General features: G+C 47.1%; 14 protein-coding genes. All 14 read left to right on the top strand.

Going from position 1 to position 17,432, the window contains the following annotated elements; translation table 11 throughout:
• Positions 1-15: 15 nt before the first annotated feature.
• The 14 genes from ABIN22_RS18795 (at position 16) to ABIN22_RS18860 (ending at position 17,218) form a co-directional block, all read left to right on the top strand.
• A complete protein-coding gene (locus ABIN22_RS18795) occupies positions 16-462 on the top strand; it encodes a 4Fe-4S dicluster domain-containing protein (RefSeq protein ID WP_346910492.1) in 447 nt (148 codons plus the stop codon).
• A gap of 4 nt (positions 463-466) precedes the next feature.
• Positions 467-1,690, top strand: coding sequence for an NAD(P)/FAD-dependent oxidoreductase (locus tag ABIN22_RS18800; protein WP_346910494.1), 1,224 nt, complete (start codon positions 467-469; stop codon positions 1,688-1,690).
• A 134-nt stretch (positions 1,691-1,824) separates the two neighbouring features.
• Positions 1,825-1,986 (top strand): rubredoxin, encoded by a 162-nt coding sequence (rd, locus tag ABIN22_RS18805; RefSeq protein WP_109731258.1) that lies wholly within the window; start codon positions 1,825-1,827, stop codon positions 1,984-1,986.
• A 115-nt stretch (positions 1,987-2,101) separates the two neighbouring features.
• Positions 2,102-2,776 carry a response regulator transcription factor gene (locus tag ABIN22_RS18810; protein WP_346910496.1) on the top strand — a complete coding sequence of 225 codons (675 nt, stop codon included), beginning with the start codon at positions 2,102-2,104 and terminating at the stop codon, positions 2,774-2,776.
• A gap of 16 nt (positions 2,777-2,792) precedes the next feature.
• The gene (locus ABIN22_RS18815; RefSeq protein ID WP_346910498.1) at positions 2,793-3,653 is read left to right on the top strand and encodes a sensor histidine kinase; all 861 of its coding nucleotides are present in this window, start codon (positions 2,793-2,795) and stop codon (positions 3,651-3,653) included.
• 232 nt (positions 3,654-3,885) lie between these two features.
• Positions 3,886-4,662 (top strand): ABC transporter ATP-binding protein, encoded by a 777-nt coding sequence (locus tag ABIN22_RS18820; RefSeq protein WP_346910500.1) that lies wholly within the window; start codon positions 3,886-3,888, stop codon positions 4,660-4,662.
• Positions 4,577-7,198: an ABC transporter permease gene (locus ABIN22_RS18825; RefSeq protein WP_346910502.1), complete on the top strand. Its 2,622-nt coding sequence runs from the start codon at positions 4,577-4,579 to the stop codon at positions 7,196-7,198. Before ABIN22_RS18820 ends, ABIN22_RS18825 begins: the two co-directional genes overlap by 86 nt.
• Positions 7,199-7,585: 387 nt before the next feature.
• Complete coding sequence (locus ABIN22_RS18830; protein WP_109731253.1) at positions 7,586-8,269, top strand: response regulator transcription factor; 684 nt, start codon at positions 7,586-7,588, stop codon at positions 8,267-8,269.
• Positions 8,266-9,198: a sensor histidine kinase gene (locus ABIN22_RS18835; RefSeq protein ID WP_346910504.1), complete on the top strand. Its 933-nt coding sequence runs from the start codon at positions 8,266-8,268 to the stop codon at positions 9,196-9,198. Before ABIN22_RS18830 ends, ABIN22_RS18835 begins: the two co-directional genes overlap by 4 nt.
• 178 nt (positions 9,199-9,376) lie before the next feature.
• Positions 9,377-10,054: an ABC transporter ATP-binding protein gene (locus tag ABIN22_RS18840; protein WP_109731252.1), complete on the top strand. Its 678-nt coding sequence runs from the start codon at positions 9,377-9,379 to the stop codon at positions 10,052-10,054.
• Entirely contained in the window at positions 10,054-12,510 is a 2,457-nt protein-coding gene (locus ABIN22_RS18845; RefSeq protein ID WP_346910656.1) for an ABC transporter permease, read from the top strand. The genes ABIN22_RS18840 and ABIN22_RS18845 overlap by 1 nt, the downstream gene beginning before the upstream one ends.
• A gap of 159 nt (positions 12,511-12,669) precedes the next feature.
• On the top strand, positions 12,670-13,725 hold the full coding sequence (locus tag ABIN22_RS18850) for a PTS sugar transporter subunit IIC (RefSeq protein WP_109731250.1): 1,056 nt from the start codon (positions 12,670-12,672) through the stop codon (positions 13,723-13,725).
• A gap of 183 nt (positions 13,726-13,908) precedes the next feature.
• Positions 13,909-14,646 (top strand): GTP pyrophosphokinase, encoded by a 738-nt coding sequence (locus tag ABIN22_RS18855; RefSeq protein ID WP_109731249.1) that lies wholly within the window; start codon positions 13,909-13,911, stop codon positions 14,644-14,646.
• Between the two features lie 178 nt (positions 14,647-14,824).
• Entirely contained in the window at positions 14,825-17,218 is a 2,394-nt protein-coding gene (locus tag ABIN22_RS18860; protein WP_346910507.1) for a heavy metal translocating P-type ATPase, read from the top strand.
• Positions 17,219-17,432 lie beyond the last annotated feature (214 nt).

Raw genomic sequence — 17,432 nt, forward strand, 5'->3', positions numbered from 1 at the left:
AAAGGGGCGGTAAAAATGAAACGTATCATGATCGATTATGAGAAATGCGACGGCTGTAAGAACTGTTCCGCCGCCTGTATGCAGGCGCACAGGGAAACGCCGGGGACGATATATGATCTGGATTTGACAGACCCTAAAAATGAGTCCCGTAATTTTATCCTAAAGGATGCAGAGGGACACTACAAACCCTTGTTCTGCCGGCACTGTGCTGACCCGGAATGTGTGAAATCATGCATGAGCGGGGCGCTTCGCAAGGATGAGGAAAGCGGACACGTATTTTACGATGAAACCCGGTGCGGGTCCTGCTTTATGTGTGTGATGAACTGCCCGTTCGGCGTTTTAAAGCCGGATCAGGTGACGAAAAGTAAAGTGATTAAGTGTGATTTCTGCGTAAATGCGGGAGGGGAACCATCCTGTGTAGCCTCCTGTCCGAAAAAAGCGATTTATGTAGAGGAGGTGTAAAAGTATGAAGCATGTGATTATAGGTGCCGGTGTTGCCGGTACAGAAGCCGCGAAGACGATCAGGGGGCTGGACGATAACGCCGGGATACTGCTGATTTCCGCGGATACACAGATTCATTCCCGCTGTATGCTGCATAAGTTTATCGGGGGAGAGCGCGATGAAAAGAGCCTGAATTTTACGGAAGATGATTTCTTTGAAAAGTATCGTGTTGACTGGAAAAAGGGGGTCCGGGTCGTAGAAGTCTGTCCCGGTGAGAAGGAAATTCATCTGGACACAGGAGAAAAAGTGGGGTATGACAGGCTTTTGATTGCGAATGGCGCGGACAGCTGTATTCCCCCTGTGGGAGATTTAAGAAAGGCTTCCAATGTGTATGGGCTGCGGAATCTTTCCGATGCCCAGGATATTGTAAAGGAAGCAGAAGAGGCAGAAAATGTGCTGATCATCGGTTCCGGACTCGTTGGGCTGGATGCGGCCTACGGACTGCTTGAGAGGGGGAGGAGAGTTACCATTGTAGAAATGGCCCCCCAGATTCTGCCGGTACAGCTCGATGCCCACGGCGCCCAGAGCTATCAGGAACTCTTTGAAAAGGCCGGTGTCCGTTTCCTCCTTGGAAGGCGGGCCAGTGAAGCACAGTGTGGTGAGGACGGCAGGATTCATGAAGTCGTTCTGGACAACGGTGAAAAAGCAGCATGCGATATGATCGTAGTCGCAGCCGGTGTCCGTGCATCAACCGGGTATCTCGAAGGCAGCGGCATCATGTGTGAACGTGGAGTATGCGTGGATTCCTATTTGCAGACAAACCAGCCTGACATCTATGCGGCAGGTGACATCACAGGCCTGTCAGGAATCTGGCCGAATGCAGCCGATCAGGGAAGAGTGGCGGGAAAGAACATGTGCGGTCTAAAAACAGAGTATGCAGACCGCTTTGCCATCAAGAACACGATCAATTTCTTCGGACTTTTAAGCTTATGCGTAGGAAGAATCTGCGAGGAAGAAGGTGATGAAATACAGGTAAGAGAAGATAAAGAGCATTATAAGCGCGTCATCCTAAGAGACGGAAAAGTAGAGGGAATCCTGCTTCAGGGAGATATCTCACATGCCGGGACATGGCAGTACCTGATCAAGAACCACATAGATATACGAGGTACCGGAAAAGATATATTTAAAATCAATTATGCCGACTTCTATCAGGTAGGAGACGGCGGAAAATACGAATGGGCAATTTAAAAGGAACCTTAAATATACCTCTGAATTTGGAAATTTATGCATGACAGAGGTGTGAATAGGGAAAGCTAATGTAACTGTTCAGTACAGGACTGTGCATTTACAAGATAACATGAAAGAAATAGGAGGAGTTTGAAATGAAAAGATATGTATGTGAACCATGCGGATATGTATATGACCCGGAGGAGGGCGATCCGGACGGGGGAATCGAGCCGGGAACCGCATTTGAAGATATACCGGATGACTGGGTATGCCCGATCTGCGGACTTGGAAAAGACGTATTTGTAGAGGAAGAGTAGAGAACATTAAGAAAAAGGCTGTGCATTGAAATGTACGGCCTTTTTTGATAAGATGAAAAGGGGTCAGACCCTTTTGCGGTCCGTATTCAGAATTTTCAGATAAAAGGAGCATAATATGACGGATATCTTGATCGTTGAGGATGATTCAGCATTAAATGAGGGAATTGTTTTGGGTCTTGGAAAAACTTCATACCGTTTCACCCAGTGTTACACGCTGCATGAAGCGCGTTCTGCTGTACAGGGGAATGAGTTTGGACTTGTTATTTTAGATATTAACCTCCCCGACGGGAATGGATATGATTTTCTGAAGGAATACCGCCAGTCGAGCTCACGGCCGGTGCTGATGCTGACGGCGAATGACCTGGAGGTGAATGAGGTGATGGGGTTTGAACTGGGGGCGAACGATTATGTGACCAAGCCGTTCAGCCTTGCAGTTTTGAGAGCGAGGATCGAGAATCTTCTGCGGCTGTCTTTTTCTGATCATGGCAGAGGGCGGTATGAGGATGAGCATCTCTTGCTGGATACGGTAAAAATGGTTTATAAGAGAGATGGACAGAGTCTTGTATTAAGCAGGACGGAGCAGAAGCTTTTGCAGGTCCTTTTGGAGAACCGGGGAAATACCATACCCCGGGATGTTATGATAGATAAGGTATGGACAGACGGAATGGAATATGTGGATGAAAATGCACTTCCGGTTGCAGTCAGCAGGCTTCGCGCAAAGCTGGAAAAGGAACCTGCAAACCCGGAACATATTTTGAACGTATATGGAGTAGGGTATGTCTGGAAATAGAGAGGCGGGAATATAAATGGGGCTGCGGTTTAGGAAAAATACTTATGAAACGCTGAATATGATGCTGGATGAGGCCACTTCGGGAAACTTTCAGGAGTCTGACTATGACGAGAGCGAACTGTCCAAGCTGGAGGTAAAGTGGAAGCGGTTTCTCGGTGCATCTGCACTCAGCAGGCAGAATGTGGAGAAGGAAAAAAAGGCTGTCAAGGAACTGGTTTCAGATATCTCACATCAGGTGAAGACACCGATTTCTAACATCCGGCTCTACGGGGAAATTATTGAGGAAAAACTGGAAGGAGAAGACAAGGAACTGGCAAAGAGACTGATGGCCCAGACAGACCTGTTGGAATCCCTGATTCAGTCCCTTGTCAAGATGTCACGCCTTGAGACGAATATTATACAGGTATACCCTCAGAAGCAGCCGCTTAAGCCGATGCTGGAAGAACTGGTCCTGCGCGGGAAGGAGAAACAGGTGAAACGGGGAATCCAGATTGTAAAGAAGGGATGGACCGATGAATGTCAGGCCTGTTTCGACAGAAAATGGACATCAGAGGCCGTCTATAACATTCTGGATAATGCGCTGAAATACACAGAAGAGAAAAGCTGTGTGACCGTAGCCATCAGAGAATATCCCATGTTTGTCAGTATCTGCATACAGGATGAGGGACCGGGAATTACGGAGGAAGAGATCCCTAAAATCTTTCAGCGGTTTTACCGTGGAAGTCAGTTTCAGGAGAAGGAAGGCGTGGGGCTCGGCCTGTATCTGGCGCGGGAGATTCTGAAAAAGGAACACGGTTATATCAAAGTAAGCACGACGAACCAGACAGGTGCGTCTTTTGCCGTATATCTGCCGCGTGAAAACTTTCAGAACTGTTAGATTTCGGAAAGAGTCTGGAAAGATTCATATGTTAAAGTCTATTCATAGAAGTGAATAGGCTTTTTATTATTTCATAGGAAAGTACGTCCTATGAAATAATAAACCCTCCGGGGGATGCGCACTGCGGCGTATAAGGTAGATGTCGCGATGCGACCGCCGCAGGCGCGAGTTTCGCAAGCGAAACTCTATTTTAGCGTTTTCTAAAATTACATGAATAAAAAGGAGGCAGAATATGAACGGAATATTGAGAACAGAGGAACTCAAGAAATATTATGGATCAGGTGAAAATACAGTAAAAGCATTAGACGGCGTCAGCCTGTCTGTCATGGAAGGAGAATTTGCCGCAGTTGTCGGAACTTCCGGAAGCGGAAAATCAACCCTGCTCCACATGATGGGAGGTCTGGACAGGCCTACATCGGGAAAAGTATATGTGGATGACAAAGACATCTTTTCGCTGAAGGATGATGCGTTGTGCATTTTCCGGAGACGAAAGATTGGATTTGTCTTTCAGAACTACAATCTGGTACCAGTACTAAATGTGGAAGAAAACATCACACTCCCTATAGAACTGGATGGAAATAAGGTGGATAGAAAATACATCCGTGAGATCGTACAGGTACTCGGTCTGGAACAGAAATTGGACAGCCTGCCAGGACAGCTCTCAGGGGGCCAGCAGCAGAGAGTGGCGATTGCACGGGCACTGGCCGCAAAGCCGGCTATCGTGCTCGCGGATGAACCGACAGGAAATCTGGATTCCAATACGAGCCAGGATGTACTGAGCCTGATGAAAGTGACCAGCGACCAGTTCGGACAGACAATCGTCATGATTACCCATAATGAGGAAATCGCACAGATGGCTGACAGGATTATCCGCATAGAAGACGGAAAGGTCAGAAAAGCAGGACAGTTCAGCGACATACCGGATGACCGCATTCCGCAGACAGGCAGGCGCACAACATCCCGGCCGTCAGGGAAAACAGAAGGCAAGGGTGGTGGATACCGTGGCTAGAGTGAAAAATAAAAAGATCATTAGAAAGCTTTCAGCCCGGACACTGGGGGCCCGGAAAAAGAAAAATATCATCAGTGTGCTGGCAATTGCCCTGACTGCCGTCCTTTTTACGACGATCTTTTCCATTGGGGGCAGTATCATGCAAAGCAGTACAGAATCCAGTCTGCGCCAGGTCGGGGGAAGGAGCCATGCAGGGTTCAAAAATTTTACATGGGAAGAATACGAAACACTAAAGGAAGATGGCAAAATCAGAGATTTATCCTACAACATCGTAGTAGGTTTTACTGAAAATCCAGAACTAAATAAAATACAGGGGGAGGTCCGGTATTTCGAAGATCAGGATGCAAAAAACAGTTTTTCTTACCCGACAACAGGAAAGATGCCGGAGAAAATAGATGATATTGCGATGAGCACCATTGTATTGGACGCACTGGAGATCCCGCATAAATTGGGGGAAAAGGTAGAACTTCAGATCAGGGTCCACGATGAAGTAGTGGAACAGACCTTCCGTCTGTGCGGATACTGGGAGGGAGATAAAGCACTTCGTGCACAGGAAATACTGGTATCCCGTCAATACAGCGATAAGACGGCCCCGCTGGAAACGACCCCCTTTTATGAAGCGGAAAATAGCGGGGATTACAGTGGTTACATGAATCCCAATTTTAACTTCAGCAGTTCCTGGGATATCGAAAAACAGATGCTTCAGCTCTGCGAGCGATGCGGATTCGATACGACAAAAGTAGACTATGGTGTGAACTGGGCATATGGATTCTCCTCGGTCGATCCAACAACAGTGATGATGCTTGTAGTAGTTATGGTGTTGATCATGCTGTCAGGCTATCTGATCATTTATAACATCTTCTACTTGAATATTTTTAGTGACATCCGTTTTTACGGCCTGCTAAAAACCATTGGTACGACGGGAAAACAACTGAAAAAACTCGTGCGAAGACAGGCGTGGATGCTGTGCTTATTAGGAATTCCCACCGGGCTGCTGCTTGGTTTTCTGACGGGCAGGCTGCTGGCTCCATCGGTACTCAGCCTTTTAACAAATGATGTACAGATCTATTCTGCAAATCCGCTGATATTTATAGGGGCCGCTGTTTTTACAATCGTAACTGTTTATATCAGCTGTATCAAACCATGCCGGATCGCAGCAAAGGTATCACCGGTGGAGGCTGTGAAATATACAGAAAAACAAAAAAAGGGAAAAAAGAAGCGGACAAAAAAAGCATCCCCATTCCATATGGCGATGGCCAATGTTAAACGGAATCCTAAAAAACTGGTTCTTGTCGTTTTATCCCTGTCCCTGAGCCTGATACTCCTGAACAGCGTTTACACGATGGTGAAGGGGTTTGACATGGATAAATACCTGTCTACTTATATGGTTTCAAATTATATGGTTACAGATGCGTCCATGACAAATTTTGGAAGCCAATATACAAATACGGCAGGCGTTACAAAGGAATTTCAGCAGGAACTTGTGAAGCAGGATGGTGTGAAGGACATCGGAAACATATATATCCATACTGAATATCATTCTTTTTTGGATACTGAATGGAATAATATGGAGACCTATATGCAGGAGTACAAAAAATTCTTTTCCAATCAGGATGTCGCCGGCGAAATCCGGCAGATGAGGGAGTCAAAGGCCAGTAACATCGATATATATGGCGTAAATAAGGAAGCAGCAGACAAGATAAATCTGGCAGATGGAAAGCTGGACTGGGAAAAATTTAAGACTGGGAATTATGTGATTGTCAATTCATTTGAATGGGGTGACCACACCAGTTTTGAGCACCCGTATCTGAATATAGGAGATACAGTTATGCTGGAATCCAGCAGCGGAGAAAGTAAAGCTTATGAGGTGCTGGCCGTAGGAGAACTTCCATATGCCCTGCAGTCACAGTGGTACCATTCTTCTATGCCGGTCGCTTATATCATGCCGGATACTGAGTTTATGGCCCGGTATGGGGAGACGCAGCCGATGAAAACGATTTTTGATGCAGAGGAGGGAAAAGAGGCAGAGATTACTTCATGGATGAAGAACTACTGTGAAAAGGTAAATACGGATCTGGACGGGAAAACGAAGGCAGATTACGTGGCAATGTTTGATAATCTGAAAAACGTGTATGCACTGGCCGGGGGATTTTTAAGCTTTATCCTTGCACTGATCGGAATACTGAACTTTGTAAATGTAACAATCACCTCGATTCTTTCACGGAAGAAAGAGCTGGCTACGCTCGAAGCCATCGGTATGACTGGGCAGCAACAGAAAAAGATGCTGCAGTTTGAGGGACTGCTGTATGCAGTGCTCACCCTGCTGGTGACCTGTACTGTGGGAATGGCTGTCGGTTATGTAATCGTAAATGCCGTAGCCGGGCAGATGGCAATATTCACATGGCACTTCAGGATCCTGCCGGTTCTGCTATGCACACCGGTACTGCTGCTGATATCTGTCATCGTTCCGATACTAAGCTATAAGGGAGCTGTAAAGAACACAGTCGTTGAAAGACTGAGGATTGCGGAAGATTAAAAGCCCCATGATTCATATTCTGTTTATGGAGTACAGATATATTTTATACTCTTAAGATTATCTTTAAAAAGAATCATAAATAGTTAATCTGATGCTCACAGTCATGTCACATTTCCTTTGTATAGTTATATACATCAAAGGAAAACAACCTTTTGATTTTTGAATAGATAGCATAAATTTCATAATTTTCCCTCCCGGGGCTGGAAGTGATTCCAGCCCCTTTCTCCATGTTACAGCCCCCTCAGGATTCTTTGACAAACACGAATGCCCCATGCTAAAATATGTACGGGCAGAAGAGAGGAAACAGGGCGTATATCCGCCCGGTACATCGGCTGACGATTATCTGTCTGTTACTTATTATACGGTGTATTAGAATGATGAACTGTGATGGAAAATATATTGATTATAGAAGACGATGAAATGCTCAATGACGGCCTGTGTTTTAATCTCCAGAGGGCCGGGCTTCATCCGGTCCCGGCATATAACTTAAGACAGGCCCGGGCATATATGAAAGAGCAGGAGTTTCAGATGTTTTTGCTGGATGTAAACCTGCCGGACGGTGACGGGTTTCATTTTTCAGAAGAGATACGCAGTGGGAGCAGCGCGCCTATTGTATTTTTAACGGCCCACGATATGGATGAGGATATGATACGCGGCTTTGAGGCCGGTGCTGACGATTATATTACGAAACCTTTTAACATACGGATTGTGCTCCAGAGGATTCAGGCAATCCTGAGGCGCTGTGAGCCGGCAAAGGAGGAACAGGTACACAGGTGCGGCAGTCTTGAGGTGGATCTTGAGAACCGGACCGTGTCAAAGAACGGGGAAGTACTGACCCTTACTCCGACAGAATTTAAGCTGCTTCAGGTATTCATAAGGAATCCGGGGCAGGTCCTGACAAGACAGGTTCTTCTTGACAAGCTGTGGGATCAGGACGGAAACTTCGTGGATGAACACACACTTACCATTAATATCAGCCGTCTCAGGGGCAAGATCGAGGATGATAACAATTCCTATATCAAGACTGTTTACGGCATGGGATACCAGTGGATGGAGGAAAATAAAAGATGACGATTAGTCTGGGAGCGGCAGTGGTGATTCTGGCAGCAGGCATGTCGGCGGCAGCGGTAATAAGCTTTCTGGTATTCAGGAGAAAGTACCGGAAGCTGACGGGGTATATCAGTGATACGCTGGACGATATGGTCGCTGGGAAAGAACCATCCAGAAATACGGACCTTGAAACGCTTTCATCCAAGCTTGCGATGAAGGTGGAGAAGCTGGGGGAGGTCACCAGATTGTCCGGCGAACAGAATCTCCGCCAGAAACAGGAGATACAGGGAATGGTGTCAGACATTTCTCATCAGCTGAAGACTCCCATTGCGAATATTATGATGTACAGCGATACGGTCAGCATGAGCCCGGATCTGGGGGAAGAAGACAGAAGACTCTTGTCGGTGATGGAAAATCAGGTAAATAAGCTGGACTTTCTGGTACGTTCACTCGTGAAAATGTCACGGCTGGAGAGTAACCTGATTACACTGAAAAAAGAAAATACGCCTCTGTTCCAGACCATATCCGGAGCCGTTTCGTCTGTACTCCCCAAAGCCGAAAAGAAAAAGATTCAACTGGAAGTGCACTGTCCTGAAGCTCTGAGGCTTTTTTATGATCCGAAATGGACGGAAGAAGCGATATTCAATGTATTGGACAATGCAGTGAAATATACGCCTGATGGAGGAAAGATAATTCTTGATGTAGATCACCGGCAGATGTACACGCGGATCAGAATCCGTGATACCGGAACCGGCATAGATCCGGAACACATCAATGATATCTTTAAACGGTTTTACAGGGAAGAGGCCGTTCGTAAGGAAGAGGGCGTCGGAATCGGCCTGTACCTGACAAGGGAGATTCTGATGAAGCAGTCTGGGTATATCATGGCAGAGTCGAGGAAAGGCGAAGGCAGCACATTTTCCCTTTTTCTTTCAAATGAGAGGCCTTAAAAAGGCGGCTAAAATAGTTTCCCATCCCGGGAGGCTATTTTTTTCACACTTTTACAGAATGAAATGTTACAAAACTGATACCTTTTTCTCTTTTTATGAGAGGGTCCTGTAACATTGTGATGATAGGATTGGATTATAAAAAACAACAAGACAATGAAACAGGGATAAGGAGAGAACGATGAGTATTTTAAAAACAAAAGGATTGAAAAAATATTATGGCAGCGAACCATCTATTGTTAAGGCATTGGACGGAGTTGATTTAGAAGTGGAACAGGGGAGTTTTGCGGCGGTCGTGGGAACAAGCGGAAGCGGTAAATCGACACTTCTCCATATGCTGGGCGGTCTGGATAATCCGACAGAAGGCAGTGTCATGGTAGCGGGAAGGGAACTGTCAGAGATGAATGACGATGAACTTACGATTTTCAGGCGCAGGCAGATTGGATTCGTGTTTCAGGCCTATAATCTTGTACCGGTGCTCAATGCATATGAGAATATTGTGCTTCCAATTGAATTGGACGGCAATCAGGTGGACCGGGACTATGTGATGGAAATCGTCAGGATGATCGGAATGGAAAAACGTCTGAAGAACATGCCGAACCAGATGTCCGGTGGAGAACAGCAGCGTATTGCAATTGCAAGGGCCCTTGCTGCAAAGCCGGCGATCCTTCTGGCCGATGAACCGACAGGAAATCTGGACAGCCGTACAAGCCAGGATGTGCTTGGCCTCCTGAAGACCACAGGCGCGCGGTTTGGACAGACAATTGTCATGATCACGCACAATGAAGAAATCGCCCAGATGGCAGATACGCTGATACGCATCGAGGACGGGAAGATCAGAGAAAGCAGGTGGCAGTAATGAAAATGGACCGGAATGTAAATAAGTCTGTGATCCGCCGGCTTGCGAACAAAAGCATGGAAAACAGCCGTACAAGGAATCTCTTTACATGTCTGACGATTGCCCTGTCCGTGGCATTGGTGCTGACATTTATACTGTATGTGTTTGGGAGTTCCAAAGAGAAATTAAGACTTCTGGAAGATTCGCCGCAGGTGTCTTATATGGATATTACACCTGAACAGGCAGAGCAGCTAAAGACGGATGAAAGAGTGAAATGGGCGGCAGCAGACAGTAAGGCAGGCAGCGGAAAGGTCGGGAATAACCGTCTTCTTGTGATGTACCAGGATGAGACTTTTATGGAGCGGGACCAGATCGAATACACAGGAGAACTCCCGGAAGAAGACCATGATATCATGCTGCCGGCAGATTATATAGAGCAGCTTGGACTATCCGTGCAGCCGGGGGATACTGTATCACTCGACCTTGGAAACAAAAAAGTCAGGGAATACCGGGTCACGGCCATTGTAGATACGCCGTCCAAAGCAAAAAATAGTCACAAGATTTATGTATCACTTCCCTGTGCCATGATGCTCAAAGGGGAAAGCGTTCCGACAGTCAGTGCGTCTGTTAATATGAAGGGTGCTATGGATATGGATCTGGGTACAGCCAGACAGAGTGCTCTTAAGATCGGGGAGGCGGCTGGAATACCGGAAGGCCAGATCAAGGTAAACGATGGTTACTTTGGCCAGGCAGGTGTTTCGAGGCTTACAACAGGCAGCATCATTACTCTTGTTCTGGTGGCACTGCTGATACTGGCAGCGGCAGGCCTTGTCATCCATAATATTTTCTACATCGCAGTGGCAGGGAAGGTCCGGGAATACGGACAGATGCGTACACTCGGTATGACGAGGCAGCAGGTGCGTACGCTCGTATCGAGAGAAGGAATGATTCTGGCGCTGAAGGGGATGCCTTTTGGTATTCTGCTTGGAGGTGTGATGGGATATGCCCTTGTCCCGAAAGGCTGGGATACGTTCACATTTTTAGGGGCAGCACTTGTCTGTCTGCTTCTGGGAATGGTTTCCGTTGGCATTTCTGTCAGGAAACCGGCTAAAATTGCGGCGGCAACATCACCGATTGAGGCGCTTGGTTATACCGGTTATACAGAAAAAATGAAGGAATCCACGGTACTGAAACGCCGGCTGACACCTAACAGCCTGGCAGGGATTAACTTAAAAAGGAACAGGAAGAAAAGTATCCTGACGATGAGTTCACTTGTACTTGCAGGAGTACTTTTAGGGACGATTGCCACTTTCATCGTATCTTATGACCCCGGAGCTTCTGCGGATAACTTTTTCCCGGAAGGAGAATATCAGCTACAGCTGACTGCGGAATCTGGTTATGATAACAATGATACAAGTCTTGAAGGGCGCGTGAAAGCCTATGCACAGCTTCAGGCAGAAGATGTGATGGGGGAGGGCCTTAAGGAGGAACTGGAGAGCATAGACGGCGTGATATCTGCGAAACCGTGGAAATATCTCACGATAGCCGCAAATATGTTCGGGGAAGAACAGCAGGAAGGTGTCAATGGTTTTACAGAAGCAGATTTTGCATTACTCAAAGAGATGGACTATGACGGGCCGGAAACATATGACGAACTTCTGGACGCACCGGGAATGGTTGTAGAAACCGAGAGCAATAGTAACTTTAAAGAACATCCTATTAAAAGAGGGGATACGATTTCTGTAGTTTACTATAATCAGACAGGCGAGAGGATAGAAGAGAATGTGCCGGTACTGGCCACCATTAAAATGATTTCGTGGAACAAGAAGAATGTCGAGGAGGGGCGGGATGTAAGACTTCCGTTGTCTGTCATGGGAAGCACCCTCCTTATGCCGGCTAAAATGCTGGACCAGTGGACTACGATGAATACAACCTACGGCTATGAAATCGCTGTGGAACCGGAGGCGGAAAAAGCGGTTGGCAGAGAGCTTGACAAACTGTTTGGGGCAGAAGAAAATATGTATCTGTCATCCAAAACCGAAACACGGGAGTATCTGGAGAATGAGAGTTTCGCCATGAAAATGATTCTCTATGTGCTGGCTGTATTCCTCGTGGCATTTGGTGTGATCAACCTGATGAATACGATCATGACCAATCTGTTTACGCGTAAAAAAGAACTGGGAATCCTGCAGGCAGTCGGAATGACGAAGGAGCAGATAAGGACTATGTTAAGCAGGGAGACCTTGAGTTATGTCGGTGTTTCCGCCATATGTACGCTTGTGTTCGGCGGGGGTCTCGGATACGGCCTGGTGCGCGCATGTATACAGCTGGGACTGGGGGTAAGCTATACTTTCCCGTGGATACCGGTCCTTCTGTACATCGTACTGCTGGCGGCTATGCAGCTGATTATGACACAATATGGCGTGAAGATGCTTCAAAAAGAAACATTAGTGGAGAGAATGAAAGAAACAGATTAAATAAAGGGCTGTGCAGTATCCTTAAGGGAGGATTGCACAGCCTTTTACATGAAGCTTTTTTAAGGTTTTTTAAGTGTGAAAAAAAGTGACTTTTCAAACGGTTTATGATAAAATGGCGGGGAGTGACAAGACAGATGTAAGTGCAGGAGGAACGAAGGGATGAAAAAGTTACTGGACAGGATCTTTATAGACGGTCTGGGCGGAATGGCCCAGGGGCTGTTTGCTACTTTAATCATAGGGACGATTATACAGCAGATTGGTACCTTTATGGGCGGGTCGACAGGAAATATGATTTTTGCCGTGGGGAAAGTTGCGGCGGCGATGACAGGCGCCGGGATAGGTGTCGGCGTGGCAAGGAAGCTGGATGCCAGCCATCTCGTGATTGTGTCTGCGGCCACGGCGGGAATGACAGGTGCCTTTGCGAGTAAGCTTCTGGCGGGGCAGGTGATTCAGGACGGTACAATGGTATTTGCGGGCCCCGGAGAGCCGCTGGGGGCTTTTGTGGCCGCATACATAGCGATAGAATGCGGAATCCTGATTTCAGGGAAGACAAAGCTGGATATTATCCTCACACCGCTTGTGTCAATCGGGACAGGCTCTGCTGTGGGACTGCTGTTGGGGCCTCCGATTTCACGGTTTATGAACTGGCTGGGGTCTCTGATTAACTGGGGAACAGAACAGCAGCCCTTCCTGATGGGAATTATTGTATCGGTGCTGATGGGGATGATTCTGACACTGCCGATCAGTTCAGCCGCGCTCGGGATTATTCTGAATTTGTCCGGTCTTGCGGCAGGCGCGGCAACGATCGGATGCTGCTGCAACATGGTCGGATTTGCAGTGGCCAGCTTCCGGGAAAATAAAATCGGCGGTTTTCTGGCGCAGGGAATCGGAACCTCCATGTTGCAGGTCCCGAATATTGTCAGAAAACCGATTATATGGCTGCCGGCGATACTGTCCAGTGCGATACTGGGCCCGGTCGGTACGATGGTGCTGCATATGACCAGCAACGCGACAGGGTCAGGTATGGGGACGGCCGGGCTGGTAGGACAGATTATGACATGGCAGGTTATGACACAGAATGAGGCCCAGCTGATCGTATTAATAAAGATACTAGTGATCCAGATATTATTGCCGGCATTTGTGACACTGGGAATATCCGAGTTTATGAGAAAACGAAAGTGGATCAAGTTCGGGGATATGAAACTGGAATTGTAGGGGAATATGGCTGCAAGAAGAGTTACGTATGCTTTCTTTTGCTTATGGTACATTATCTTTTCCAGTTTATTCCTTGCCTTTGAATTCTTAAAAAAGAATGAACTGGCTGACATAAAGCGTGTTTTATGATATACTGAAAAAGGCTGGGAAAGGGGGATTTCCGACGTGAGAGGAGAGCAACAGATGCATGACGCTATCAAGAATTACGAAGACGTAGATAGCTGGAAGACGGTTATTTTTCTGTACAATGCCGCATTAAAAGAAGTAGGGACAAAGCTGGAGATTCTGAATGATGAATTTCAACATGTTCACCAGTATAATCCCATCGAACACATCAAGACGAGGATCAAGACTCCGGAGAGCATAGTCAAGAAGCTGAAGAGATACGGCTATGAGACTTCGATAGAGAATATGGTAAAGTACATAAATGATATTGCGGGAGTCAGGCTGATCTGTTCGTTTACTTCAGATATTTACCGTCTGGCGGAGATGATCGGGAACCAGAGTGACCTGAAGGTGCTTTCTATCAAAGACTATATTAAGAATCCAAAAGAAAGCGGCTACAAGAGCTATCATATGCTCGTGTCAGTACCGATTTTTCTTTCCGACAGTGTCGTGGATACGAAGGTAGAGATTCAGATCAGGACAATTGCAATGGATTTCTGGGCAAGCCTGGAGCATAAGATTTACTATAAGTTTGAGGGAAATGCTCCGGATTATATCAGCCGCGAACTCAGGGAATGTGCGCAGATGGTCGCCGAACTGGACGATAAGATGCTGTCATTGAATGATGCCATTCAGGCATGTCTTCTGAATGCCGGTGATAACACAAGTGGCAAAGACAAGCTGGAAGAGATAGCGGAGAATGTAATAGGAAATAAGCGGGCACAGAACAGTGTGCATTTTGTAGACGAAAAGTAAGCGAAATTAAGGGCCGGAACAGGCAGGATATGGAGAAGATTTCCATGTTCTGCGGTTCCGGTTTTTTCTTTATAAAATATATCTTTTTTCATGAAATTCTATTGACAAATCGGCTTCAATGTGATTATATGAACATATGAACAGTTATTCATATGTTGTTTATGATGGAGGGATAGATATGGCACAACAGGCAGTTAATAGAAAGGTTTATCATGCGCATCCTGAATGTGGGTGCGGACATGAGCACCATCACGGGGAAGAACATGAACACGGCCATCAACATGAACACAGCCACCACCATGAACATGGGGAGGAATGTGGGTGCGGGCATGAGCACCATCATGAGGAAGCGCATGTCCACGGTCATCACCATGAACATGGGGAAGAATGCCACTGCGGGCACGATCATGGGGAACATGACGGGCATGTGCATGAGGCCGTGGAACGGCGCCAGGTAAATCATGCATTTGACAACGTCAAGAAGCAGGTATACATTCTGGAAAACCTGAGCTGTGCGAACTGTGCTGCAAAGATGGAGAGAAAGATTCAGGAGCTTCCCCAGGTTGATTTTGCAAACATTACTTATGCAACAAAACAGCTTCAGGTAGTGACGAATACGGAGGAAGAACTGCTCCCTGTTTTCCAGAAAATCTGTTCTTCAATAGAAGGGGAAGTTACGGTATCTAAAAGGGAAAGAAAACCTGTGGCTAAAGAAGAGAGAAAAGCAGGAAAATTCAGTGAAAACAGGAAAGATTTTGTGGAGATCGGTCTTGGGGCGGTTTTCCTGATTGCCGGAAAACTGACAGAACCGGTAAATGGCTATCTTTCTTTCGCATTGTTCATCCTTGGATATCTCATTCTGGGAAGGGCGGTTTTATTTACAGCTGCTAAGAATCTCGGCAAAGGGCATGTGTTTGACGAGAATTTCCTGATGAGTATCGCCACGCTGGGAGCGTTGGTGATCGGGGATTATGCGGAAGCAGTGGGTGTTATGATGTTTTACCGCGTAGGAGAGCTTTTCGAGGAGATTGCGGTGGCAAGGAGCCGCAGCCAGATTATGGATGCTGTGGATATGCGCCCGGAAGTGGTAAACAGGATGAACGGTGGCGATGTTGACGTGATTCCTGCGCAGGAGGCTGTCATCGGAGATGTTCTTTTGGTCAGGCCCGGAGACCGGATTCCGCTGGATGGTACGATCGTGGAAGGAGAGAGCCGGATTGATACTTCACCGGTAACAGGTGAGCCCGTACCCGTTGCTGCAAAAGTGGGAGACAGTGTGACATCAGGCTGTGTGAATACATCGGGCCTGCTGAAAATCCGTGCGGATAAGGCGCTGGAAGATTCTATGGTTACCAGAATTCTGGATTCTGTAGAAAATGCGGCGGCAAACAAGCCTAAGATTGACCGTTTTATTACAAGATTTTCGAGAGTGTATACACCGTTTGTAGTAGTACTTGCTGCTGCAACGGCCATCATTCCGTCCATCGTAACCGGAAACTGGAATTACTGGGTATACACAGCGATTACGTTCCTTGTAATCAGCTGCCCATGCGCACTTGTGTTAAGTGTACCGCTGGCATTTTTCTCGGGAATCGGAGCCGGATCGAAGAAAGGGATTTTATTCAAGGGAGGCGTGGCTATCGAAGCACTCCAGGGTGTGAAAGCGATTGTCATGGATAAGACGGGAACGATTACCGAGGGAAACTTTGTTGTGCAGGACATCGTTCCGGCGGCAGGCGTAGACCGGGAAGAACTACTTAAGCTTGCTGGCAGCTGTGAACTGACTTCTACCCATCCAATTGGAAACAGCATTGTGACTGCGGCTGGGGAAAAAGGGATTGAACTGAAGAGGCCGGCGGCAGTGAAAGAGATTTCTGGTAAAGGAATCAAGGCGGAATTACCAGAGGGTACGGTATTGTGTGGAAATAAAAAACTGCTTGAAAACTACCAGATTGATCTGGCAGAGTGTGAGGATACCACATATGGCACAGAAGTCCTGCTGGCGTTAAATGGCAGGTATGCAGGAAGAATTGTGATTGCCGATACAATCAAGGCGGATGCAAAACAGGCGGTTGCGTCACTGAAAAGGCTTGGCATCCTGACGGCTATGCTGACGGGTGATGCACAGAAAAGTGCGGAAAGTGTCGGGAAAGAGACTGGGATTGATGAAGTGCATGCAAAACTCCTGCCACAGAATAAGGTGGAGGAATTGCAGAAGATCCGCTCAGAACATGGAAGTGTGATGTTTGTCGGCGACGGCATTAATGATGCCCCGGTACTTGCGGGGGCGGATGTGGGTGCGGCAATGGGCAGCGGCGCGGATGCGGCGATTGAGGCGGCAGATGTAGTATTCATGACCTCTTCTATGGAAGCGATTCCGCAGTCACTGAAAATTGCAAGGACAACCGGCGTGATTGCAAAGCAGAATGTAGCCTTTGCCCTCATAGTCAAGGCACTTGTCATGATTCTGGGACTTGCGGGCATGGCGAACATGTGGATGGCCGTATTCGCGGATACAGGGGTGGCTATGATTTGCATCCTGAATTCGATCCGGGTACTTTATAAAAAGTAATTTCAAAAAACGAAATATACGGGTGCACAGGGCTTCCGGCAGAAGGGGTTATTTCTTCGGCCGGGAGTCATTGCTATATCCGGAAGGCCCGCATATTTTTATTCGTTTAATAGGGTGCTGCTGTCCATTTAAAGTCGCCTGCGGCAGGGTGCAGCGCTTGACCTGATGGTGGATTTCACGTATAATAAATTCTGAACTTGAAGGGAGATTCCAT

Origin of the sequence: Faecalicatena orotica (assembly GCF_905197545.1) — a bacterium.
Classification (GTDB): Bacteria; Bacillota; Clostridia; order Lachnospirales; family Lachnospiraceae; genus Faecalicatena_A; species Faecalicatena_A orotica.